This window comes from Nocardia brasiliensis (genome assembly GCF_011801125.1).
Taxonomy (GTDB): domain Bacteria; phylum Actinomycetota; class Actinomycetes; order Mycobacteriales; family Mycobacteriaceae; genus Nocardia; species Nocardia brasiliensis_C.
Genome location: NZ_CP046171.1, coordinates 6573919 through 6597190, shown reverse-complemented (window position 1 = coordinate 6597190; position 23272 = coordinate 6573919). Strand labels below are relative to the sequence as shown.

Below are 23272 nucleotides of genomic sequence, written 5' to 3'. Positions count from 1 at the left end.
TGGCCGAATATTTCTCTTTGTGACGCAACTCGAGACGGACGTACTGGTTCTGGGCGGAGGCCCCGCCGGAACCTGGGCCGCCGTCTCCGCCGCCGCGAACGGCGCGCGCGTCGTGCTCGCCGACAAGGCCCGATGCGGCACCAGCGGACCGACCGCGCACGGCACCACCTCGCTGTGGAACATTCCACCCGGACCGGCCAGGGACGAGGCCGTCGATCGGGGATACCTGCACGGCGGCGGGCTCGGCGACCCGGAGTGGATGCACCGCGTCTTGGACGAGACCCATCATCGGGTCGAGCAGTTGGCCGGGTGGGGGTATCGCTTCCCCGGTTCGGATCCCGGCTCCTCGTTGCGGGTCTACCTGGACGGCGCGAGCTATCTGCGCCGGATGCGCCGCAGCGTGCTCGCCGCGGGCGTGCGGGTGCTCGATCATCATCCCGCCCTGCAACTGCTCGTCGATCGGGACGGCCGGGTCGCGGGTGCGGCCGGGGTGCGCAGGCTCGACAACTGCCTGCCCTGGTCCGTCCGCGCGGGCGCGGTGGTGGTAGCGACCGGTGGCTGTGCGTTCCTGTCCGGTGGCGCGGGCACCGATGTCGACACCGGCGACGGTCTGCTGTTCGCGGCCGAGGCGGGCGCCGAACTGTCCGGCATGGAGTTCTCCAGCGCGTACAGCCTGGTCCCGGCGCCGAACGCGCCCGTGCCCAGCGGCTGGGCGAATCCGGGCGGTCTGGCATTGCATTTCGCCACCTTCACCGACGAGTCGGGCACGGTCCTGGCGGGCCGCGCGGCGGCCTTCGCCGCGATCGCCGACGGCAGGCGGGTGTTCGCGTCCCTGGACGACATCCCGGCGCTGCTGCGCGGCGGGCTCGCGAAACTCGGCCTGGTCGATCACGCCGGTCGGGTGGCGCTGCGCGCCGTGCTGGAGGGCACCGTGCGCGGCACCGGCGGCCTGCGGATCACCGGTCGCGACTGCGCGACCACCGTCGAGGGGCTGTTCGGTGCGGGCGATGTCACCACGCGGGAGCCGATCACCGGCGCGGTCAGCGGGTTCGGTGGGCAGGGCGGCGCCTGGGCCATTGCCTCGGGGGTGTGGGCCGGCGCGGGCGCGGCCGCGTACGCGCGTACGGCCGAGCTCGCGGCCACGGCACGCGAGGTGCCCGGCGCCGGGCTCAACGCCGTGGCGCGGATCGACCCGCGCGCGGTGGTCGGTCTCGTCCAGGAGCACACGCTGCCGCTGCGACGCAGCTATTGGCGCAGCGCGGGCAGCCTGCGCGACAGCATCGGCGAACTCGACGCGATGTGGCCGGGCGCCGAATTCGAGCTCGGCGGTAGCGGACTGGACCGGCTGCGGGCCAGGCAGGCGGCGGCCTTGCTCGCGGTCGCGCGCTGGACCAAGTACAGCGCGCTGGCCCGCACCGAGACCCGCGGCATGCACCGGCGCACGGATCATCCTGGGGCCGAAGCGGACTGGCGGGTGCGGTTGATGTCGGGCGGCCTCGACGCGGTGTGGGTGCGCCCCGACGCGCACGGGCTCGCCGCGCGCGCGCCGGTGCCGGTGCCGCTCGCGCGCGACCCGCTCGCCCGGCGCAGGCCGGAGGCCATCGTGCTCGGCGCCCACGAGGAGCAGGTGGTCCCGGCCTATCCGCGCGTGCCGGGTGTGCTCAGCGCGCGATCCGCGGCGATTCCGGACGCACCGGAGATCGTGCCCGAACCCGCGCCCGCCCCGGTCGCCGCGCGGTTGACGACACCGTCGCACTGAACGCGCCACCGCGTCGCGGCCGACCGGCGGTACTGCGGCACTGCGGTACTGCGGTACTGCGGTACTGCGGTACTGCGGTACTGCGGTACTGCGGTACTGCGGCACTGCGGCACTGCGGCACTGCGGCACTGCGGCACTGCGGCGCGGCGGCACTCCGGCACAGGGGCACTGCGGCACTGCGGCGCGCCGGGACCCGGCGACGCGTGCCGCGCTCACACCGCCGGACGCGACGACGTTCGGACAACTCACCGCGCGGTCGCGACGAGGTGCGAGTTTTCGCTTACGGCTCGGTAATTCCGGCCCGCTAGCCTGGAGACAGGCGCGCGACACGACGCAGACCAGACCGGTTTGGCAAGTCGCGGATCATGCTGGCAGAATGTGTCGGATTCCTTACCCAAGCCACCGCCGGGTACTGGGATTACGGAGATCTCCGCCTCGCGACGCACCGTCGTGACCCGAGGATCACGCCGCATGTTCTGTCCGGGCCCACCCGTCCGGCCTCTCGCTCCGCGGATCAGTGCCGCGCCACGTCAGCGAAATCGGCAACGAGTTTTCGTGACTCGCCGATCGCCGCGAAACGTACCGTTCAGCGCACTCGATGAGCGAAATGAATCCACAGGTGCAGAGCCTGCGGAGCGACCAAAGACCCTAATACCTAAATACCCGGCGGTAACCGTCCACCGGTTTGTCCGATCCGAGCAGGAGTGAAATCGTGTCACCTGTGACTGACGCACCGAATGCCACCACGGCCCCCCGCGCAGACGACGCAGCGAGCCTTTCCGCTATTACGCACGACGAGATTTTCGCGGGACACCTTGGCGGCAAGCTCTCGGTGGAACTCAGCTCGCCGTTGGAAACCCAGCGCGACCTCTCCATCGCCTACACCCCGGGTGTCGCCCAGGTGAGCCGGGCCATCGCGCAGGACGACGAACTGTCCAAGCGCTACACCTGGACCGACCGGCTCGTCGTCGTGGTCAGCGACGGCACCGCGGTGCTCGGCCTCGGTGACATCGGCCCGCGCGCCTCGCTGCCGGTGATGGAGGGCAAGGCGGCGCTGTTCAAGAAGTTCGCCGGCCTGAACTCGATCCCGATCGTGGTGGATACCAAGGACGTCGACGAGATCGTCGACCTGCTGGTGAAGCTGCGCCCGAGCTTCGGCGCGGTGAACCTGGAAGACATTTCGGCCCCGCGCTGCTTCGAGATCGAGAAGCGCGTCATCGAGGCGCTGGACTGCCCGGTCATGCACGACGACCAGCACGGCACCGCCATCGTGGTGCTCGCCGCCCTCAACGGCGCGGCCAAGGTGCAGGGCCGCGGCATCGCCGATCTGAAGGTCGTCGTGTCCGGCGCGGGCGCGGCCGGTGTCGCGTGCACGAACATCCTGCTCGCCGCCGGCGTGCGGGACGTGACCGTGCTCGACTCGAAGGGCATCGTCAGCCGCGAGCGCACCGACCTCAACGCGGTGAAGGCCGAACTGGCCACCCGCACCAACCCGCGCGGCCTCAACGGCGGTGCCGCGGAAGCGCTCAACGGCGCCGACGTGTTCCTCGGCCTGTCCGCCGGTCTGATCGCCGAGGAGCTCATCGCCTCGATGGCACCGGATTCGATCGTGTTCGCCATGTCCAACCCGGACCCGGAGATCCACCCCGAGGTCGCGCGCAAGTACGCCGCGATCGTCGCCACCGGACGCAGCGACTTCCCGAACCAGATCAACAACGTGCTCGCCTTCCCCGGCGTCTTCAAGGGCGCGCTGGACGCGGGCGCCCGCCGGATCACCGAGGGCATGAAGATCGCCGCCGCCGAGGCGATCCTCAGCGTCGTCGCCGACGAGCTCGGTCCGGACAAGATCGTGCCGAGCCCGCTCGACCCGCGGGTCGCACCGGCCGTCGCCGAGGCCGTCGCGGCCGCCGCGCGGGCCGAAGGTGTTGCCTAGCAATAGCTGTCACAGATAAAGTGCGTCCCGTTCAACGGCGAACGGGGCGCCCTTTCGTATGTGTCCGAAGGGTTGCCCGCGCTAGTCGCCGGAGGGCACCGGTTTCCGGTCGGCGCGCGCCGCCTTGCGCGCGTTCTCCGCGCGCCGCGCCGACACCCTGATCCAGAGGTTCAGCGCGACCATCGCGGCGAGCGCACCCAGCAGGGACACCGCGAACAGCGGATTCTTCTCGGGCAGGGTGGTCCAGACGTACAGCAACAACGCCACGATCGCCACATAGCCGCCGATGAACCTGATACTCACCGACCAGACGTTAACCGGGTCAGGGCGGCGGCGGAGGAAATTTACAGCGCGTGGTCGTCGAGCCAGGCGCGCGCCACCTCGCCGGGATCGCGCCGTTCGTCGCGGACGCGGCGGATCAGCTCGGCGAGGTCGGCGGTGGTGAGCTCGCCCGCAACGTAATTCAGCTTCTTGATCTGGATCTGGTCGAGGGTGCCCTTGCGGAACAGCGGCAGCACGTTCTCCGCGCGCACGGCGTAGTCGTCGTCGGACAGGACGGTCAGCCCGTCGGTGGCGTCGGCGGCGGGCGGGCCGATCAGCACACCCGCCTGGATCTGCCCGTCCAGCAGGGCCTTTCGCAGTGCGGCCAGGTCGGCGTACGGGATAGTCGCGGCGAACGCGCAGTCGGTCACCGTGTTCGCCGCCGGTGGCGCGGTGATCAGGCCGGGCGCGGGAGCCACGCCCGCGGTGCGCGCGGCGCAGCTCGGGCCGAGATCGCGCACGGACTTCAGACCGTCGTGTGTGGCCGTCTCGGTGGTGAGCAGCACCCGCGCGCGCAGGTCCGTGCCGTCGGCGACGTCGGAGATCACCAGCCCCTCGGGCAGCGACTTGCTCAGTGCGGCAGCAACGTCTTTGGGAGTGCGGTCGGCGGCATGCGCGTCGAGGTGGGTCAGCAGCGCGCCGCTGTGCTCGGCCAGCAGCGTGATCCGGCCCGCGTCGAGCGCGGCCAGCGTGTCGGCGCGCCCGCCCAGTCCGGTGGTGACGGCGGTGCGCGCGCCGGTGCGGGCCAGCGCGCCCGCATAGATTTCGGCGAGCACCACCGACTCGGCCGAGTCGCCCGCGCCGACCGCGATCGGTGCGGCCTGCTCACCGTTGCCGCAGGACACGGCCGTAACGGCGGTCGCGACCAGCACTATTCGAGCCAGCATCCGCAGCGACGCGGCCACCATCATCCGGCGACACCAACTCTCCGAGAGATCGACAGAGCTAACAGGAACACCCTGGAGCGGGCAGTATGGACTCCCAGAATGTACCGGTGGCTGTGCTGCGCCGGGACCTCGCATTGCTCGTTAGGCCGGAAGGACTCCCGTGAACACCTCGATCACCCCCGATGCCGCGCGGCACGGGCGGTCGGCGCTGCGGCTGGCGCTGCGCGCCGCCCGGTTCCTCTTCGCCGCCGCCGCGTTGGCCGTCGCCATGATCCTGTCCGCCTGTGGCAACTCCGACCCACTGGCGAGCAAGGGTGACTGCGACGGCGACGGTCTCATCGTCGGGTCGGCGAACTTCCCTGAGTCCGAGACCGTCGCGGAGATCTACGCGGAGGTGCTGCGGGTCAACGGTTTCCAGGTCGACACCAAGCTGAACATCGGCAGCAGGGAGGCCTACGTCCCCGCGGTGCGCCAGTGCGCGATCTCGGTGATCCCGGAGTACAACGGCAACCTGCTGCAGTACCTGGACAAGAACGCGACCGCGACCGCCGCCGCCGAGGTGAACAGCGCGCTCACCGCGGCGCTCGGCAGCGAACTCGCGATCGGCACCCCGGCGCCCGGCGAGGATTCCGACGCGGTGGTCGTCACCAAGGCCACCGCCGAGCGCTGGAACCTGCGCACCATCGCGGATCTGGCCGCGCACTCGGCCGAGGTGAAATTCGGTGCGCCCGCCGAATTCCAGGAGCGTGCCGGCGGCCTGCCCGGCTTGAAGAAGAACTACAACCTCGACATCGCCGCGAACAATTTCGTGCCGATCGCCGACGGCGGTGGCCCCGCGACCGTGCGCGCCCTGCTCGAGGGCCAGGTGACCGCGGCCGACATCTTCACCACCTCGCCCGCCATCACGCAGAACGACCTGGTGGTGCTGGCGGACCCGAAGCACAACTTCCCGGCGCAGAACGTGGTGCCGCTGTTCAACGCGGCGAAGAAGACAGACAAGGCGCTCGCCGCGCTGAACGCCGTCTCGGCGAAGCTGACTACCGCGGAGCTGATCGAGCTGAACGAGGCCGTCTCCGGCGCGGCCAAGACCGAACCGAAGGCCGCGGCCGTGGCCTGGGTCGCCGCCCAGGGGCTGAACACGCCGACCGGATAAAGAGGTAACAGCGTTGTCCGATATCGAGTTCCGCGGTATCAGCAAGACCTATCCGGACGGCACGCACGCCGTCACCGACCTCGATCTGCGCATCGAGTCCGGTTCGTTCACCGTCTTCGTCGGCCCGTCCGGCTGCGGCAAGACCACCTCGATGCGGATGATCAATCGCATGATCACGCCCAGCTCGGGCACGATCACCATTGCCGGACAGGACATTTCCCGGGTGGACCCGGTCGAGCTGCGGCTCGGTATCGGCTACGTCATCCAGAGTGGCGGACTGCTGCCGCACCGCACGGTCGTGGACAACGTCGCGACCGTGCCGGTGCTGCGCGGTGATTCGCGCAAGGCGGCGCGCGCCGCCGCCATGGACGTCCTGGACCGGGTCGGTCTCGATCGGTCGCTGGCCGGGCGGTACCCGGCCCAGCTCTCCGGTGGGCAACAGCAGCGGGTCGGGGTGGCGCGGGCACTGGCCGCCGACCCGCCGGTGCTGTTGATGGACGAGCCGTTCAGTGCCGTCGACCCGGTGGTGCGGGCCGAGTTGCAGGTCGAAATGCAAAGGCTGCAAGCCGAATTGCGCAAGACCATCGTGTTCGTCACGCACGACATCGATGAGGCCATCACCCTCGGTGACCGGGTCGCGGTCTTCGGCAGAGGCGGCGTGCTGCAGCAGTACGACCCGCCCGATCACGTACTCGCCCAGCCCGCCACCGATTTCGTCGCCGACTTCGTCGGCCGCGACCGCGGCTACCGTGGCCTGTCCTTCCGCACCGCGAAAGACGTGCCGCTGCAGGAGCTTCGGACCGCGACGGCCGTGCAGATACCCACGCTGCGGTTGGATCGCGGGGAGTGGGTGCTGATCGTCGACGCCGACCGCAAGCCCGTCGGCTGGATCGATGTCACCGGTGTGGAGTCGGTTCGCGCCGGGCACGCGCTGGTGGACAGCACTTCCGCGGGTGGTTCGCTGTTCACCCCGAGCGGCGATCTGCGCCAGGCACTCGACGCCGCGATCTCCTCGCCCTCCGGCATCGGTGTGGCGGTGGATGATTCGGGCGCGGTACGCGGCGGCGTGCTCGCCACCGAGGTGCTGCGACAGTTGGCGGGCCAGCGTGCCACCGAGGACGCCGAACGCAACCGGCACTTCTTCGAGCAGGAAGACGCGCGGTGAGCCGGGGGAGGCCCGCGTGCGGTACCTGATCGACAACTTCGCCGAGATCATGGGGTTCAGCAAGACCCACCTGTACTTGGCTCTGGTGCCGCTGTTGCTCGGCCTGGTGATCGCGATCCCGTTGGGCGCGTTGGTCCGCCGGGTGGCCTGGCTGCGCCGGGTGACGGTGACCGTGGCCAGCCTGGCGTACACGATTCCGTCGCTGGCGCTGTTCGTGATCATCCCGCCGTTGGTCGGGATCTCCGCGATCGATCCGCTCAACGTGATCATCGCGCTGACCATGTACTCGACCGCGCTGCTCGTGATCGCCGTGCCCGCGGCGCTGGATTCGGTGCCCGCCGAGGTGGTCGACGCCGCCGACGCGGTCGGCTTCAGCGCGCTGCGGCGCACGCTGACCGTCGAGATGCCGTTGGCCATCCCGGTTTTCGTCTCCAGCCTGCGGGTCGTCGTGGTGACCAACATCGCGATGGTGTCGGTGGGCGCGCTGATCGGCGTCGGCGGCGTCGGCAAGCTGTTCACCCAGGGCTACCAGCGTGACTATCCCGACGAGATCGTCGCGGGCATCCTGGTGATCCTGGCGCTGGCCTTGATCTTCGACCGCCTGGTCTACGCGCTCGGCCGCTGGTCGACGCCGTGGGTCCGCGCCGATGTCCGGACCGCGCGGGCGAAAGGAACAGCCTCGTGAACCTCTTCCTCGACGCGTGGCACTACTTCACCGACGGTGCCAACTGGAGCGGGCCCGCGGGCATCGGAACCCGTATCGCGCAACATCTTTGGTACAGCTTCCTGACCGTGGCGCTGTCCGCTGTGGTGGCGCTGCCGCTCGGTCTGGTGATCGGGCACACCCGGCGCGGCTCCGCGCTGCTCGTCGGGTTCGCCAATGCCATGCGCGCACTGCCGACCCTCGGCCTGCTCACGTTTCTGGTGCTACTGCTCGGCCTCGGCCTGATTCCGCCGCTGCTCGCGCTGATCACCGTCGGCATTCCGCCGCTGCTGGCCGGCGCCTACGCTGGCATCGCCAACGTGCCCGCCGACGTGGTGGACGCGTCGCGGGCGATGGGCATGACCGAGCGGCAGATCCTGTTCCGGGTCGAGGTGCCCAACGCGCTGCCCATCCTGCTCACCGGCCTGCGCGGCGCGACGCTGCAGGTGGTCGCCACCGCGACCATCGCGGCCTACGTCAACCTCGGCGGGCTCGGCCGCTACATCTTCGACGGCATCAGCCTGTACCGGTACGACCGCGTGCTGGTGGGCGCGCTGCTCGTCGCGGTGCTGGCCATGGCCCTTGACGGGCTGCTCGCCTTCGTCGTCTGGGTGAGTACGCCGGGGACCGGGCGGTTGCGCCGGACCGGTTCCCTGCCCATCGCTCCCGATCTGAGCGTTCCCGCCACGAACTGATCCGGCACACGTCGCGCTGAGCCGCTGATCCAGGCCCGCGGCTCGGCCGGGTGTGGCCGTGGTCATCCGTTTCGCCGCACCGGGCCCCTTGCGGTCCGGTTGTTCCACGCCGTATATTCCACGTGGAATATACGGAATGGGACATATCGGCGGACGGGTCTGCCGACAGTTCCCAGGCTCGGGCGCGCACGCCGCGCGAGCGTTCGACGGGAAGGCGACGACATGGGACAGCAGGCGCGTCCAGCGGTGACCCCGCTGGGGATCGCCGTGCTGGCGCTGCTCGAGGAGCGGCCCATGCATCCGTACGAGATGTTTCAGCTGCTGATCGCGCGGCGGGAAGACGTGCTGGTCAAGGTGCGGCCGGGCTCGCTGTATCACACCGTGGCCCGGCTGGCCGAGCAGCAGATGGTACAGGCCGACGGCGTCGATCGGGACGGCAACCGGCCCGAGCGCACCACCTACCGGATCACCGAGGGCGGCCGAACGGCGTTGCGCGCCAGGATCGCCGAGATCGTGCGCTATCCGGCGCCGGAGTATCCGATGTTCCCGGTCGCCCTCGCCGAGCTGCACAACCTGCCCCTGGCGGAGGTGATCGCATTGCTGCGCGAGCGGGTCGGCCATCTGGAAGCCGATCGCGCCGATGTCGCGACCATGATCACCTGGGCCGACGAACGCCGGGTGCCGCGCCGCTACGTCGTCACCCTGCCGTACCTACACGCCATGCTCGATGCCGAGATCGCCTGGGTGAACGGCTTTCTCGACGAGTTGGCCGGCGGCGCGATGCCGTGGGAGACCTTCGACGCGCACACCGGTACGCGCGAGACCGACCACCATCACGTCTGGTCGTCCGGTACCGAGGCCGCTGCGCCTGTGGCCCGGCGCGGCGCGATCGGCACTGCACCCCCGCCTTGATCCCGGCCCGGCGCGAGCGCCGCACCGAAGCTCCGATTCCCGCCCACTGGGCGCCATCGCACGACAGGAACCTCGAATCCCATGACCACTCAACGTAATCCGTGGCTGGCGCTGATCGCGCTCGTCGTCGGCTTCTTCATGATCCTGCTGGACATGACGATCGTCGCGGTCGCCAACCCGGACATCATGACCGAGCTGCACGCCGACATCTCGAAGGTGATCTGGGTGACCAGCGCCTACCTGCTCGCCTACGCGGTGCCGCTGCTGGTCACCGGCCGCCTCGGTGATCGCTTCGGCCCCAAGAACATCTACCTGCTCGGCCTGGCGATCTTCACCGTCGCCTCGGCCTGGTGCGGCCTGTCCGGCAGCATCGAGATGCTGATCGCCGCGCGGGCGGTGCAGGGCCTCGGCGCCGCGCTGATGACGCCGCAGACCATGGCGGTGATCACCCGAACGTTCCCGCCGGACCAGCGCGGCGCCGCCATGGGGCTGTGGGGCGGGGTGGCCGGACTCGCGACGCTGGTCGGGCCGATTCTCGGCGGTGTGCTCGTCGACGGGCTCGGCTGGGAGTGGATCTTCTTCGTCAACATCCCGGTCGGCGTGCTCGCCTTCGCGCTGGCGGTGTGGCTGGTGCCCGCGCTGCCGACGCATGAGCACAAGTTCGACCTGCTCGGCGTGCTGCTCAGCGGCATCGGATTGTTCCTGCTGGTCTTCGGCATCCAGGAGGGCAACACCTACGACTGGTCGCCGCGCGTCTGGCTGCTGATCGCCGCGGGCCTGGTGGTGCTCGCGGTGTTCCTGGTGAACCAGTCGCGCAGTCGCGGTGAACCGCTGTTGCCGCTGAGCCTGTTCCGTGATCGCAACTTCTCGCTGGCCAACATCGCCATCGCGGCCATGGGCGCGACGGTCACCGCGTTCGTCGTGCCGGGATACTTCTACCTGCAGGCGGTGCGCGAGATGTCGCCGACCGAGTCGGCGCTGGTGTTCGCGCCGATGGCGATCGTCACCGGCGTCTGCGCGCCGTTCGTCGGCAAGTTCGCCGACCGGTTGCATCCGCGGATCGTGCCTGCTTTCGGCTTCGCGCTCTACTCGGCGTCGGTGTTCTGGTTCGCCGCGCTGATGACGCCGGATTCCTCGATCGTCTGGATCATGGTGTCGGCGGTGTTCGCCGGTGTCGGCAACGCCTGCATCTGGGCGCCGCTGGCCGCGACCGCAACGCACAACCTGCCGGTCCAGCTGGCCGGTGCGGGTGCGGGCGTCTACAACACCACCCGCCAGATCGGTTCGGTGCTCGGCAGTGCCGCGATCAGCGCGCTGATCGCCGCCCGCATGTCCGCGCACGGCCTCGCCGGCGGGCAAGTCGGCGAAGGCGGTGCGGGCCAAGGGGATATCCCGGAGTTCGTCAAGGATGGTTTCAGCACCGCGCTGAGCCAGGCCATCCTGCTTCCCGCAGGGATCCTGCTGATCGGCGTGGTGGCCTCGGCCCTGTTCGTCCGGCACGGCCGTAGCGCCGACCCCGAGCCGAAAGCCGAACCGCGCAAGGCCGATTCGCTCGCCTGACGCGGATCAGCTCACCTGAACGGTGACGGCGGGGTGGCCGGTGGCGCCGTCGGGGACGACGTCGCGGCGCTCGGCGGTCTGGGTTTCGCCGGTGGCGTCGGTGGCGCGGGCGCGCACGGTGTGGGTGCCCGGCGTCGCGTCCCACTCGTAGACCCACTGGCGCCAGGTGTCGACGGATTGCTCGTCGGCCAGGCGCGCGGGTTGCCAAGGGCCGCTGTCTATTTGGACCTCGACGCCGCGGACGCCGCGGTGCTGGGCCCAGGCGACGCCGGCAACGGTGATGCGGCCCTGGCTGATTCGGCCGCGCGGACGCGGAGTGTCGATCCGGGTCCCCGTCTTGATCGGGCCGAGGGCCGACCAGCCGCGGCGGGTCCAGTAGGCGGTGGCCCGGTCGAAACGGGTGACCTCGAGTTCGGTCACCCACTTGGTGGCCGAGACGTAACCGTAGAGGCCGGGCACCACCAGGCGCGCGGGATAGCCGTGCGCGACGGGCAGCGGCTCGCCGTTCATGCCGACCGCGAGCAGCGCGTCGCGGCCATCGGTGAGCACCGACAGCGGGGTGCCCGCGGTCCAGCCGTCGGTGCTGTGCGAGAGCACCATGTCCGCGTCGGGATGCGGGCCCGCCTCGGCCAGCAGTTCGTCGAGCCGGTAGCCGAGCCAGCGCGCGTTGCCGATCAGGTCGCCCCCGACCGGGTTCGACACGCACGCCAGCGTCACCAGCCGTTCCACCGCTGGCCGATTCGCCAAATCGGCCCAGGTGAGCCGGATTTCGCGATCCACCATGCCGTGGATGCGCAGCGACCAGTTGTCCTTGGACACCTGCGGCACGATCAACGCGGTGTCGATGCGGTAGAAGTCGCTGTTCGAGGTGAGGTACGGCGTGAGCCCGGGAACCCGCAGATCCGCGCCCGGCGCGAGCGGCGCCTGCGGCGCGCTGGGCTGCGGCAGTTCGACCGCGGCCCGCTCGCCGGACACGTCGCGGCGGCCCGTGCCGAGCAGCCTGCCGCCGACGCCGGTGACCATGGCCACCCCGCCGACGAGCACCATCCCCCGCAATACGCGCCGCCGCCCCGCCGCCACCTCCGCGTGCGTCGGCCCGGCGGGCGCGCTCGGCGGCGCGGTGATGGGTCTGTTTGCGGCAGTGGGTGTTTCGATCGCTCGCGCGGTCGATGCGGCGGTCTCGATGCGCTCGGTCAGCAGGCGTAGCGCGTAGCAGCCCACCGCGACTCCGGCGATCGTCGGTACCGCGCCCGCGGCACCGGTGCGCGCCACCGCGGCGCTCGCGGTCAGCAGGCCGATCACGGCCAGCAGCGCCGACCCCACTGGGCGCGTGGTCCGTTCGAGCGCGCCGGCGAGGCAGGCCACCAGCGCCGCGACCACGCCCATGCAGAGGTAGAGCACCGTCTTGTCATCGGTGCCGAAGGTGTTTATCGCCCACTCGCGCACGCCGTCGGGAGTGTGATCGACCACGGTCGCGCCGAGCGCGGCCAGCGGCGCGCTCTGCGCCTCGAAGAAGGACGCGAACAGCTCAGCGACACCCAGCGCCGCGCCCGCCGAAACGATCCCAGCCAGCGCTCGCAGTCGCAGATCGGCCATGAATTCGAGCCTACTGCCGGGCACGGCCGCAGAATATGACCATTCACTGACGCCCCGGCTGCGGACGCAGAAGAGCGGGCTCGGCACGCCGAGCCCGCTCTTCGGCAAAGCCGCTAGCTGTAGATCTTGGCGACGTCGTCGGCGTGCTGCTTCATCACGACGGCCCGCTTCAGCGACATCTTCGGGGTCAGCTCGCCGGTCTCCTGGGTCCAGTCCACCGGCAGGATGCGGATCTTCTTGATCTGCTCGGCGTGGGAGACCTTCTTGTTGGTCTCGGCCACCGCGGCCTCGATCTCGGCGACCAGTTCCTGGTTCTCGATCAGCTGCTCGATCGGGTTGTCCGCGGGCACGTTGTGGTTCTTCTGCCAGCCCGGCAGCGCCTCGGGGTCGAGGGTGATCAGTGCGCCGATGAACGGCTGCCCGTCCCCGACCACCATCACCTGGCTGATCAGCGGGTGCGCCCGCAGCGAGTCCTCGAGCAGCGCGGGCGAGACGTTCTTGCCGCCCGCGGTGACGATGAGTTCCTTCTTGCGGCCGGTGATCGTGACGAAGCCGTCGGCGTCGATGGCTCCGAGGTCGCCGGTCTTGAACCAGCCGTCCACGAAGGCGTCCTCGGTGGCCTCGGCGTTGCCCCAGTACCCGTCGAACACGACCGAGCCGCGCAGCAGCAGCTCGCCGTCATCGGCGATCTTGGCACTGTGGCCCTCGATCGGCCTGCCCACCGTGCCGACCCGGATCTGCTCCGGGGTGTTCACGGTGACGGCCGCGGTGGTCTCGGTGAGTCCGTAGCCCTCGAAGATGGTGACGCCGACGCCGCGGAAGAAGTGGCCGAGGCGCGCGCCGAGCGGGCCGCCGCCGGAGACGGCCGCGTCGCACTGGCCGCCGAGCGCGACCCGCAGCTTGCTGTAGACCAGCTTGTCGAACAGCGCGTGCTTGAGCTTGAGGACCAGCCCGGCGCCGCCGTTGTCGAGCGCCTCGCTGTAGGCGACGGCGGTCTCGGCGGCCGCGTCGAAGATCTTGCCCTTGCCGCCGTCGTGCGCCTTCTGCTTGGCGCCGTTGAACACCTTCTCGAACACCCGCGGCACCGAGAGGATGAAGTGCGGGCGGTAGGTGGCGAACTGCTCGACCAGGGTCGACCAGTCGGAGGTGTGCGCGACGATCACCTTCGCGTCGAAGGCCACCAGCGCCACCGCGCGCGCGAAGACGTGCGCCAGCGGCAGGAACATCAGGGTCTTCTTGCCCGGCTGGATGAACTTGGCCAGCGCGATCCGGTCGGAGCGCGACTCGGCGTACAGGTTGGCGTGCGAGAGCATGACGCCCTTGGGTCGCCCGGTGGTGCCGGAGGTGTAGATCAGGGTGGCGGGGGAGTTCGCGTTGACCTGCTTGCGCCGGTCGTGCACGGCTTGGTCGTCGAGGTCGGTACCGCGGCTGGTGAGTTCCTCGACCGCGCCCTTGTCGATCTGCAGGGTCTCCTTCAGCTCGGGCAGCGCGCCCGCCTCGATCTCCTCGATGGTGGCCCGATGCTTGTCGCTGTCTACGATCAGCAACTTGGTGGCCGAGTCCTGCAGGATCCACTTGGCCTGCTCGGCCGCGGAGCTGTCGTAGATCGCGACGGTGCAGCCGCCGACAGACCAGATGGCGAAGTCGAGCAGTGCCCACTCGTAGCGGGTGGGCGCCATGATGGCGACGCGATCGCCGAGTTCGATACCCGAGGCGATCAGGCCCTTCGCGACACCGGTGACCGCCTTCGCGAACTCCGCGGCCCGCACATCCTGCCAGCCGCCGTTGCCGTCCGGCTTGTTGAACAGCACCGCGTCGGGCGACTGCTCGGCATGACGGAAGACGTTGTCGGAATTGTTCGCGTCTTCCGGGATAGTGTAGGAAGCCGGGACTTCGAACTCTCGCATCAGTGCCCTTCCACGTGGGTTTACTCGTGAGTAATCTACGACACCTGGGTCAGGGCCGTGAGGTCGACCACCAGAAACGGACCCGGGCGCGACTGTCCGGCTCGGATCCGCTTCCCGGTTATCCTAAATCCCGCAGTGCGGCAGGTTGAATCGCTTCGCGCAGGAATTCGGCCAGCTCGCTGAGCACCGCGGCCGCCGGTGCGACCAGCGCCGCTTGCAATTGGGCGACGTGCCACAGCTCTCGGGTCTCGCTGTAGCGGACCGACACACCGGCGTCGCGCAACGCGGCCACCAGTTCCAGGCATTGCGCGTGCAGCAGCTCGCTGACATCGACCTGGACATAGGTCGGCGGCAGTCCGGTCAATACGCCGGTGAGCGGGGCGTAACCGGGATCACTCGAATCGCCATCGCCGAGGTAGGCGGCCGCGCAGGCGCGCGACCAGTCGCGATTGATCACCAGGTCCGCGTTGCGCGGCGAAACCTGGTTGGGGTCGGTCCACGGTGCGATCAACCCGAGCGCGGCCGGGGTGTGCCCGTGCCGCGCGATCAACCGTTGCGCGGTCGCCATCGAGAGGCCGCCGCCCGCGGAATCACCCGAGAGCGCGATCTGGTCCGGGCGGTAGCCCGCGCTCCGCACAAGTTCGAGGAAGGCCGCCTCGGCATCGTCGAGCGCGGCCGGGAAGGGGTGCTCCGGTGCCAGCCGGTAGTCGAGAACATAGACGGCACAACCGGTTTCGTGAGCGAGCCGGGCGGCGAGGGAACGATGCGTGGTCGGCGAGCCGACGGTGTAGCCGCCCCCGTGTAGATAGAGCACCGCGCCCGTGGGATCGGCGGTGGCCGTGAGCTTTTCGGCGGGCCTGCCGCCGAGCCGCAGCCGGTGCACGGTGGTGCCCGCGGGCACGAACTGGGCTCTCGCGCCGGTGTCCAGCAGCAGACGCTGCAGTGGCCACGGTGTCCGGACATTCATCGAGACACGAAAAACAGGCCACAGCAGCGTCCGTGCGACAGGCAGCGGAAGATTGACATCCCGCATGGGTAATTCTCGAATCAGGGTAGGATCTGGCGGTTCACGACGGTGGCGAGGCGCTGATAGCCGGACGCGGTGACCCGCACGAACAGGTCGATCAGCTTTGCTTCGAATCCGATCAGCACCCGGCCGTGGCCTTTGCGCACCCCCTCGGTGATGGTCTGCGCGGCCATCTCCGGGCTGTGTATGGCCAGCTTCGAATCGAACAGCGAGGCCGCCTGCTTGCCGTCGATACCTTCGGCGTAGCCGGCGTTGCGGGCGACCGCGGTCTTGATTCCGCCGGGATGCACGCAGGTGACCTTGACCGGGTGCCTGCCGACCAGCATCTCCTGGCGCAGCGCCTCGGTGAAGCCGCGCACCGCGAATTTCGCCGAGTTGTAGGCACTTTGGCCGGGTACCGCGATCAGACCGAACAGGCTGGACACGTTCACCACATGGCCCGCGCCGGACTCGATCAGGAACGGCAGGAACGCTTTGGTGCCGTTCACGACGCCCCAGAAATCGACGTCCATGACCCGATCGAAGTCCTTGAACTCGGTCTTGACGACGTCACCGTGGTAGGCGATGCCCGCGTTGTTGTAAATCTGGTGCACCACACCGAAATGCGCCTTCACCGCGTCGGCGTAGAGCAGCACGGCCTCGCGCTCGGCGACGTTGATCCGATCGGATTTCACCTCGGCGCCCAGCTTTTCGCAGCGCGCCACGGTCTCGGCGAGACCGTCGGTGTCGATATCGGAGAGCGCGAGCTTGGCGCCGCGCTTGGCCAGATTCTCGGCGAGTGCGCGGCCGATGCCGGACCCGGCGCCGGTGATCACACAGACTTTGCCCTTGAAGTAAACATCATCACTCACTGCTGCACCTCGCTAGCGCTCGGCTCCGCAGTGCGCAAAGCGCGCTGGCACATGGTTCGTTCGCTTCGCTCACTCACTGCTACGCTCCCACTTTCAGTTCGGCTCGTGCCGAGGTCGTTTCATACGCGGACAGGTCGAAATTGCGCGTCAGCCTACGGAATTCGAAGGTGAAGTCCGGCCACAGCGTGGTGTTGTTGCCGTGCTTGTCCAGATACCAGCTGGCGCAGCCGCCGGTGAGCCAGACACTCTTGCTGAGCTTGCGCTGCAGGTCGAGATTGTATTTCTGCTGCGCGTCGCGGCGCACCTCGACCGTGCGCAACCGCAGCCGGTCGATCGTGGCCAGCGCGTCGGCGATGTAGTTGAGCTGCGACTCGATCATGAACACCATAGAGGTGTGGCCGAGGCCGACATTCGGGCCGAGCAGGGTGAACATGTTCGGGAAGTTCGCGGTGGCGCAGCCCTTGTAGCCCTGCTGGCCCGCCTCGTCGTACACCTCGCTGAGCGTGCGGCCGTCGCGGCCGACGATGGTGTTGAACGCCGGTGAGTCGGTGACGTGGAAGCCGGTCGCCACGATGAGCACGTCGATCGCACGCTCGGTGCCGTCCTTGGTGACGATCGAGTGCGGGCGGATCTCGGCGATGCCGTCGGTGACGACGTCCACGTTGTCCCTGCTGAGCGCGGGGTAGTAGTTGTTCGAGATCAGCATGCGCTTGCAGCCGATCCGGAAGTCCGGAGTCACCTTGGCGCGCAGTTGCGGATCGCGCACCTCGTGCCGCAGCTTGGCCTTCGCGACCAGTTCGAACGCCTGCATCAGCGCGGGGAACTTGGCCAGGCCGACGACCTGGGTCTCGCGGGCGGCGTAGATCGCGGCCCGGGACAGGCGCTGGACGCCGGGGACGTATTTGAAGGCGAGTCGCTCGGCCTTGGTGTACGGGCGGTCCATCCGGGGCAGCAGCCACGGGGCGGTGCGCTGGTAGACATCCAAATGCGCCACCTTGGGCGCGATCTCGGGCACGATCTGGATCGACGAGGCGCCGGTGCCGATGATCGCGACCCGCTTGCCGGTGAGGTCGAGCTCATGGTTCCACCGCGCTGAGTGGCAGATCTCGCCCTGGAAGTCGTTGATGCCCTTGATATCCGGCAGCGCGGGCTCGCACAGCGCGCCGATCGCGGAGACCACGGTGTCGGCGACGAAGCTGCCCTTGGACGACTCGATCTCCCACTGGGCGTCCTCGTTGTTCCAGCGCACGCTGGTCACGTCGCAGTCGAAGACGTGGTTGCCCAGCACGTTGTACTTCTCCGCGACGCCGCGGATGTACTTCTGGATCTCGCCCTGCCGGGAGAACGAGCGCGACCAGTCCGGGTTCAACGCGAAGGAATACGAGTACAGGTGCGAGGGGACGTCGCAGGCCGCACCGGGGTAGGTGTTGTCCCGCCAGGTGCCGCCGACATCGTGGCCACGCTCCAGCACCAGGTAGTCGTCTCTGCCCTGCTGGCTCAACCGGATCGCCAGCCCGAGCCCTGAGAACCCACCACCGATGATGATTGTCTTGACGCGGCGGGCGGACCGGTCGCCGACAGCTTTGTCTGTAACCTTGCGACTCATATACCGAAGGGTAGATGCTTATTGAGCGGCAGTCAACAGTATTGAATCACGTTCAGTAGGATGACGATGTGAGTTCCAGTAGTTCAGCAGAGACCAAGCGCGTCCGGCTCAGCCCGGACGAGCGCCGAGTGCAACTGATCACCCTGGGCGCCGAAATGCTCGCCGAACGGGCGCTCGAAGACATCTCCGTCGACGACATCGCCAAGCAGGCCGGGATCTCCCGCGGCCTGCTGTTCCACTACTTCGCCTCGAAAAACGAGTTCCACGAGGCCATCGCCCTGCACGTCAACAGTGAATTCCTGACCGCCATCGCGCCCGACCGCAGCCTCGGCCTGTTCGACATGCTGCGCGACGCCGTCGAACGCTACGTCGCCTACGTCGAAGAAAACCAGGCCGCCTACCACGCCGTCCTGCGCGGTCCGTTCAGTTACAAACCGGGCACGCTCACCCTGGTCAACGAATCCCGTTCCGCGATAGCCGAAATCGTGCTCGCCGAGACGCCCATCCCGCTCGACGACCCCGACCGCCCCCGCCTCGCCCTCGCCGTCCGCGGCTGGATCGCCTTCGTCGAGGAAACAATCCTCACCTGGATCAGCGACAAGCCCGTCTCTCGCGAACAACTCATCGAGCTGATAGTCGAATCCCTCCCCGCCCTGGCCCTCAGCCCCGAACTGACCGCCGCCCTACGCCCCAGCCAACCCACCCCCTAACCTTGCGCCCTCCCCACCCCCGAAACCTCAACCCCTACGGCGCAACCCAACCTCATTGCCGCCCTGGGCATCCGAACACAAACGTCCCATGGAACACCCGCCCAGGTGCCACAACGTCGTGTCCCCCGGCGGGACAAACTTTTTGGTGGAACTCGGTCGCCGTCAGTCGTCGGAGAGGACGGTGAGTAGCACCGACCGCTCCTTCTTGTCGATGAGCACGATCTCGTGGAACTCGCGGTGCAGGTCGCCGTAGTCGTTGACAGCGGACGAGCCGAGATCGCGCAGTAGGTACCGGCTCGTGGCGGAACACAAGGGCTCGACAATGCGCCGCTGAACCACTTCACGCAACTGTTCAGGGACGACCCCGCAGCCGCGCAACCACCGCTCCAGCACGTCGCTGGCGGTGGTTACGTCGACGGCGGAATAGATTCGCTCGAGATCCGATCCAGCCAATACGGCCCATGGCGGATCCCATCCGTATCCACCCACTGCCGACATAGTCGTCGCGATACGCGGCGCTTGCTATCAGATCAGCCAAAATGGTCCGGTCGTCGGACCCCGATGTCGTCAATGCGTACTGCTTCGCGTCTATCCACCGGTAGCAGTGGCTGTGCCCGTCCTCGAATTCGAATTCGCGAAAGTTGATGAACAACCTGCCGGTGTATTCGACGACCCGCTCCACGTGCAGTACCTTGCCCCTACGCTTAACCCGGGGCCGGGGCGTCGAGGCGCGTCGTCATGAACTCGACGAGGTCGTCGAGGACGCTCTCGATACCCTCGCGAACGGGCTCCTCGGTCGCGTTGCCCGCTGCGATGTCGGCGCGTAGTTTCTGCGCACCGTGCAGCAGCGCACCGCCGATGCGCGAACGCTGGTCTTCAGGCAAGCGGAAGAGTGACTCGTCACCCACGGCAGCCCTCTCCTGTGCCCGCTTCCAAGCCACCTCCGGCGACATCACCGAATTCCACCAAGGCGACTACTCCCGAAACCGCCGAATCCGCACACGGGGCTGAACCACCCACCGCCCCGGTAGCGTCTCGACGCTGCCTATCCGGCCGCTTCGAGGTGCAATTTCATGAATTCGACCAGTTCGCTGAGTCTTTCCTCGATCCCGATGCGGGTCGGCTCTTCCGTCGTGCACCCTGCAGCGATGTCTGCTCGAAGCACGACCACCCCGGCCAGTAGAGCGCGCCCGACGCGCGCTCGCTGAGCGGGCGGCATCGAAAACAGCGAGATCCCCTCGCAGTACTCGCTGAGTTCGAGTTCGTGCAGGTCGCCTGGATCTTCCAGACTGCGCTTGGCGCGCGTGAGGATCATCCGGTAGATCGCCTTGCGCACACTGAAGGCATCCCCTTCCTTGAGCGAAAGCTGATCGTCGTCACCTAGTTCCCATCGAAGTCTCCAACATCTCGTTCGCGCGTACCGGCCAGCGTCATCGGGGGACTGCGCGGCCTCTGCGGTCTGGCGGCAGCTGGCCACTGCAGAGGTTCAACGTACTATCGCGCTGTATTGGTGCGAAAACTTTCGATTACTTCCCAGATCCCGTCGTGCGGGGCGCCGAGGTCATCGAGATTGCCCATTGCTTCGACCTTTCTGATTATCTGGCACAGCTGAGGGACATATTCGGGGTTATTGCGCCAAAATGACGTGGCCAGGCCGAGCGCGGCTACGAGTAAGTCGCCGGGGAAGTAGTCGCCCTCGGCCAGTGGGTTTTCCCCGAGGAGGCGTAGTGTGCGGGGCAGCAGTGCGGCGATGCCTTCACGCTGCCTCAGTAGGACTCTCAGGTCCTCCGGGGTCAATTTGCGGATCGGTCTCCGGCGAAGCTCGTACACCAACCGCATCACACGCGTGGCGTTCTCGGGTGGTTGCGGCCAGGCGACACCTTCGAGTTGCTCAAGCGAAAAGTTGTCGCTATCGCTGATTGGCTGGTCCCCAACGGTCATGCTTGCTCACAGCCCGCCGGAAAGCACCATCGCTGACAGAGCAGCGCTTGCGGCACGAGTGACTACCGGCCACTGCTTATGGGCTACGTACCGCGAGTCCGGGCAATCGCCGAGTTCTTCGATCACGGGATCCAGCACTCGGCCGAGGGTGCGAAGACGTTCTATTTCGTCCCCGGGTACCAGGACGTCGCCCAGTGCTGATTCCGCATCCGGCAATATTCGATAGTCGTCGTAGAGAATATGGACGTTCGTGTCGAGATCGTCATAGAAATTCTCATGCGGATATACCCTTTCCAGCCAAACCCTCTTCTGGTACTCGAGATCCGACAGTGCTGCTACCGCGTTGATTACAGCTCTCCGGGCTTCTGGGTAGCGGACTCTTGTCACGGGTGATCCCAACTCTTCCATTTGAGCCACTCTTCGAGAGGTATGTGCGCTTCTGGGTGTTCTTTGATCGAGGAGCCGGGCGGTATCGGTTGACCATCAGGCCCCAGAACCTTACCGTCCGACCGAACGACTACATGGTCTACTCGCTGAGACTGATTCGGGCTGTTCGGATCTCCCTTATCGATCCGAACGCCGGCGCCGTTCGGATTTTCCGGATCGTGCCAGCGTTCGCCGTCCTTCTTCCTATTCGGCTGACCTTCGCCCCACTCGGTCGGGATCTTGTCGACCGCTTGCTGCGGTGGGAAAGCAGCCGCCGTTGCCGGTGGCGTCGTGTCCGAGGTCGACTCTCCATCATCCTCGATCAACACCCGCATGGCGATGATGGTGGCGAGGGAGGTGAGGGTGGTGCCGAGGTCGGGGACTTTGTCGAAGGATTTGATCAGGCCTACGGCGCCGGCGGCGGCTGTTGCCAGGCCTACGGCTTTGAGGAGGTTGCTGCCCTGGTAGACGGTGCGGATGGTGTTGACGGTGTTGGTGACGATGACGCCGACACCGCCTGCGCCCGCTGCGGCGCTACCGCCGAAGGTGAACCAGGCTGCGGCCGCCGCGGCGACCACGGTGAGGCCGATGGCCCACTCGGCCTGGGTGATCGATGATTCGATGTTGCCGCGCACCTCGACGGTTCCGGCGTGATAGTCGGCGACGGGGTCGCGAGATTCTGGGCTGCGGCCGCGACCTGATCGGCTCCGCCGCGCAAGGTTTCGAGGTGGGCGAGCAGCGGCGGCAGGTTGGTCTTGTCCTCGATCCTGTCGAACAGGCCGATGATGGTGGTGATGCGGGCTGCCGCGCCGGTGACGGTCTCGTGGTTGGCGAATGTCGTCCAAGTGGTCGAGGCCTTCTTCAGTTTCTCGATGTCACCGTTGGGAAGCTTTCCGAAGGTGGTCAGGATCTTCGCGATCAGCGCATCGAAGAGTTCTTGAACGCCGCCGTGGTGCTCGATGCCGATTCCGTTGTCGCGCACCGAAGTCGGGATGCTCACCCGGTGTTCGGTCATCTCGCGCACGTCGGGCCGTTCCGGCGCCGGATTGCTCTTGTTGCTGATGCCGTAGTTGTAACCGGCGGCGTAGAGCACGTAGCCGAAGTTGGTGAGTGCGTCGGCGAGGTTCGTGCACGCCTGCATCGTGTCGCGGGCGGTGGCGTCGTACTTCTCGCCCCATTCCTTGCAACCGGGCGCGTCACCGGCCATACCGGCGCATTCGCCTTTGACCGCGTCGTGCACCGGCCTGTCGGCGCGGCGTAGATCGGCGGCGAGATCGTGGCATCGCTTGGCGGCGTCGTAGTAGACCTGCCAGTCGATGCGCATGGCTCAGGCCCCGCCCAGCATCTTGCTGTTGAGTTCGATGGCGCGGGTGTAGCGTGCGTGGGCCTGCTTGGCCGCATCGCTCATCTCGCGGACCCCTTCGACGAACTCGCGTGCACCCGTGGCCCATTGGCGGTGGGCGTCGGCGTAGGCCTGGGCCGCAACACTTTCCCAGCCGGTACCGTGCAAACCGGCGACGCGATCGTCGATTTCGTCGAGATGGTCGGCGACGAATCCGGCCAGCCCGGACAGTCGCGACACGATCTGGTCCAGGTGCTCGAGGTCCACCGAGAACTCGGAGCTCATGGCAGATCCAGGCTGGAGGTGTGCAGCGCGGCCGCGTTGCTGTCGTCGCGGTGCTGATAGGTGTCTGCGGTGACGCCGAGCTTCTCGGCCATGCCGGTCAGCGCGGACATGATCTGGATGCCGCCGTCGCGCACAGCGGTCCAGCCGTTGGCGAACTCGGTGGCCGAATCGCCTGTCCAGCTGCCCGCGGTCAGCGCGTCGACGTCCTTGGCCGCGGCATTCAACGCGGACCGCAACGCCTCGGCCAACTCGTAGACGTAGGTGCCGACCTCACGGACACGGTCGGGTAGCACATATACGTGCTGTCCTGGCGCACCCCCGTCGCTCATGTCTGTGCTTCGCTGGCGCTCACCACAGACATGCGCGAGGGGCGCTGTGACACGCTTCTCTCGCTTCGCTCGCTCACTGCGGCGAGTCTACGGGTGGTCGTGGGCAGTGTCGACGAGGTAGAGACAGCGACGCCGGGCCGAAGGGGATTCGGCCCGGCGTCGGA

At 67.9% G+C, this 23272-nt stretch carries 26 protein-coding genes; 9 read left to right on the top strand and 17 right to left on the bottom strand.

Annotated elements, in window-relative coordinates; genetic code table 11:
- Positions 1-19 precede the first annotated feature (19 nt).
- Together F5X71_RS30080 and F5X71_RS30075 are read left to right on the top strand one after the other, a co-directional pair.
- The gene (locus tag F5X71_RS30080) at positions 20-1759 is read left to right on the top strand and encodes an FAD-dependent oxidoreductase (protein WP_167465036.1); all 1740 of its coding nucleotides are present in this window, start codon (positions 20-22) and stop codon (positions 1757-1759) included.
- Between the two features lie 712 nt (positions 1760-2471).
- Complete coding sequence (locus tag F5X71_RS30075) at positions 2472-3692, top strand: NAD(P)-dependent malic enzyme (protein WP_428981415.1); 1221 nt, start codon at positions 2472-2474, stop codon at positions 3690-3692.
- Positions 3693-3773: 81 nt separating this feature from the next.
- Here F5X71_RS30075 and F5X71_RS30070 read toward each other — a convergent pair whose 3' ends face one another.
- Positions 3774-3995, bottom strand: coding sequence for a hypothetical protein (locus F5X71_RS30070; RefSeq protein ID WP_167465035.1), 222 nt, complete (start codon positions 3993-3995; stop codon positions 3774-3776).
- 41 nt (positions 3996-4036) lie between these two features.
- Positions 4037-4924 (bottom strand): glycine betaine ABC transporter substrate-binding protein, encoded by an 888-nt coding sequence (locus tag F5X71_RS30065; protein ID WP_167465034.1) that lies wholly within the window; start codon positions 4922-4924, stop codon positions 4037-4039.
- Between the two features lie 244 nt (positions 4925-5168).
- Here F5X71_RS30065 and F5X71_RS30060 point away from each other — a divergent pair, with 244 nt between their 5' ends.
- From F5X71_RS30060 to F5X71_RS30035, 6 genes are all read left to right on the top strand, one after another.
- Complete coding sequence (locus F5X71_RS30060) at positions 5169-6053, top strand: ABC transporter substrate-binding protein (RefSeq protein ID WP_174817278.1); 885 nt, start codon at positions 5169-5171, stop codon at positions 6051-6053.
- Between the two features lie 13 nt (positions 6054-6066).
- On the top strand, positions 6067-7218 hold the full coding sequence (locus F5X71_RS30055) for an ABC transporter ATP-binding protein (RefSeq protein ID WP_167465033.1): 1152 nt from the start codon (positions 6067-6069) through the stop codon (positions 7216-7218).
- 16 nt (positions 7219-7234) lie between these two features.
- Positions 7235-7903, top strand: a complete 669-nt coding sequence (locus tag F5X71_RS30050) for an ABC transporter permease (protein ID WP_167465032.1) — start codon at positions 7235-7237, stop codon at positions 7901-7903.
- Positions 7900-8616: an ABC transporter permease gene (locus tag F5X71_RS30045; RefSeq protein ID WP_167465031.1), complete on the top strand. Its 717-nt coding sequence runs from the start codon at positions 7900-7902 to the stop codon at positions 8614-8616. Before F5X71_RS30050 ends, F5X71_RS30045 begins: the two co-directional genes overlap by 4 nt.
- A 222-nt stretch (positions 8617-8838) precedes the next feature.
- Positions 8839-9528, top strand: coding sequence for a PadR family transcriptional regulator (locus tag F5X71_RS30040; RefSeq protein ID WP_167465030.1), 690 nt, complete (start codon positions 8839-8841; stop codon positions 9526-9528).
- A gap of 81 nt (positions 9529-9609) precedes the next feature.
- Positions 9610-11088 carry a DHA2 family efflux MFS transporter permease subunit gene (locus tag F5X71_RS30035; RefSeq protein ID WP_167465029.1) on the top strand — a complete coding sequence of 493 codons (1479 nt, stop codon included), beginning with the start codon at positions 9610-9612 and terminating at the stop codon, positions 11086-11088.
- A gap of 6 nt (positions 11089-11094) precedes the next feature.
- Here the strand turns inward: F5X71_RS30035 and F5X71_RS30030 are convergent, their stop codons facing one another.
- The 5 genes from F5X71_RS30030 to F5X71_RS30010 all read right to left on the bottom strand — a co-directional run bounded on the left by F5X71_RS30030 (position 11095) and on the right by F5X71_RS30010 (position 18075).
- Positions 11095-12684: a molybdopterin-dependent oxidoreductase gene (locus F5X71_RS30030; protein ID WP_174817160.1), complete on the bottom strand. Its 1590-nt coding sequence runs from the start codon at positions 12682-12684 to the stop codon at positions 11095-11097.
- 113 nt (positions 12685-12797) lie between these two features.
- Positions 12798-14591, bottom strand: coding sequence for an AMP-dependent synthetase/ligase (locus F5X71_RS30025; protein ID WP_167465028.1), 1794 nt, complete (start codon positions 14589-14591; stop codon positions 12798-12800).
- Between the two features lie 118 nt (positions 14592-14709).
- Positions 14710-15624, bottom strand: a complete 915-nt coding sequence (locus F5X71_RS30020) for an alpha/beta hydrolase (protein ID WP_167465027.1) — start codon at positions 15622-15624, stop codon at positions 14710-14712.
- A 14-nt stretch (positions 15625-15638) separates the two neighbouring features.
- Positions 15639-16469 (bottom strand): SDR family NAD(P)-dependent oxidoreductase, encoded by an 831-nt coding sequence (locus F5X71_RS30015; protein ID WP_167465026.1) that lies wholly within the window; start codon positions 16467-16469, stop codon positions 15639-15641.
- 79 nt (positions 16470-16548) lie between these two features.
- The gene (locus F5X71_RS30010) at positions 16549-18075 is read right to left on the bottom strand and encodes a flavin-containing monooxygenase (RefSeq protein WP_167465025.1); all 1527 of its coding nucleotides are present in this window, start codon (positions 18073-18075) and stop codon (positions 16549-16551) included.
- A 68-nt stretch (positions 18076-18143) separates the two neighbouring features.
- Here F5X71_RS30010 and F5X71_RS30005 point away from each other — a divergent pair, with 68 nt between their 5' ends.
- Entirely contained in the window at positions 18144-18785 is a 642-nt protein-coding gene (locus F5X71_RS30005; protein ID WP_167465024.1) for a TetR/AcrR family transcriptional regulator, read from the top strand.
- Between the two features lie 162 nt (positions 18786-18947).
- On the opposite strand, the gene F5X71_RS30000 is transcribed toward F5X71_RS30005, so the two are convergent.
- The 10 genes from F5X71_RS30000 to F5X71_RS29955 form a co-directional block, all read right to left on the bottom strand.
- Positions 18948-19097, bottom strand: coding sequence for a hypothetical protein (locus tag F5X71_RS30000; protein ID WP_167465023.1), 150 nt, complete (start codon positions 19095-19097; stop codon positions 18948-18950).
- A gap of 40 nt (positions 19098-19137) precedes the next feature.
- The gene (locus F5X71_RS29995; protein WP_167465022.1) at positions 19138-19467 is read right to left on the bottom strand and encodes a hypothetical protein; all 330 of its coding nucleotides are present in this window, start codon (positions 19465-19467) and stop codon (positions 19138-19140) included.
- A 22-nt stretch (positions 19468-19489) separates the two neighbouring features.
- On the bottom strand, positions 19490-19693 hold the full coding sequence (locus tag F5X71_RS29990; RefSeq protein ID WP_167465021.1) for a hypothetical protein: 204 nt from the start codon (positions 19691-19693) through the stop codon (positions 19490-19492).
- A 137-nt stretch (positions 19694-19830) separates the two neighbouring features.
- Entirely contained in the window at positions 19831-20121 is a 291-nt protein-coding gene (locus F5X71_RS29985; protein WP_167465020.1) for a hypothetical protein, read from the bottom strand.
- A gap of 158 nt (positions 20122-20279) precedes the next feature.
- Positions 20280-20726 carry a contact-dependent growth inhibition system immunity protein gene (locus tag F5X71_RS29980; protein WP_238815553.1) on the bottom strand — a complete coding sequence of 149 codons (447 nt, stop codon included), beginning with the start codon at positions 20724-20726 and terminating at the stop codon, positions 20280-20282.
- Positions 20727-20732: 6 nt separating this feature from the next.
- Complete coding sequence (locus F5X71_RS29975) at positions 20733-21134, bottom strand: SCO4402 family protein (protein ID WP_167465019.1); 402 nt, start codon at positions 21132-21134, stop codon at positions 20733-20735.
- Positions 21110-21487: a hypothetical protein gene (locus F5X71_RS37275; RefSeq protein WP_238815552.1), complete on the bottom strand. Its 378-nt coding sequence runs from the start codon at positions 21485-21487 to the stop codon at positions 21110-21112. The genes F5X71_RS29975 and F5X71_RS37275 overlap by 25 nt, the downstream gene beginning before the upstream one ends.
- Before the next feature lie 101 nt (positions 21488-21588).
- Positions 21589-22476 carry a hypothetical protein gene (locus F5X71_RS37270; RefSeq protein ID WP_238815551.1) on the bottom strand — a complete coding sequence of 296 codons (888 nt, stop codon included), beginning with the start codon at positions 22474-22476 and terminating at the stop codon, positions 21589-21591.
- 3 nt (positions 22477-22479) lie between these two features.
- On the bottom strand, positions 22480-22779 hold the full coding sequence (locus F5X71_RS29960) for a WXG100 family type VII secretion target (protein WP_167465017.1): 300 nt from the start codon (positions 22777-22779) through the stop codon (positions 22480-22482).
- Complete coding sequence (locus F5X71_RS29955) at positions 22776-23108, bottom strand: type VII secretion target (RefSeq protein WP_167465016.1); 333 nt, start codon at positions 23106-23108, stop codon at positions 22776-22778. Before F5X71_RS29955 ends, F5X71_RS29960 begins: the two co-directional genes overlap by 4 nt.
- Positions 23109-23272: the final 164 nt, after the last annotated feature.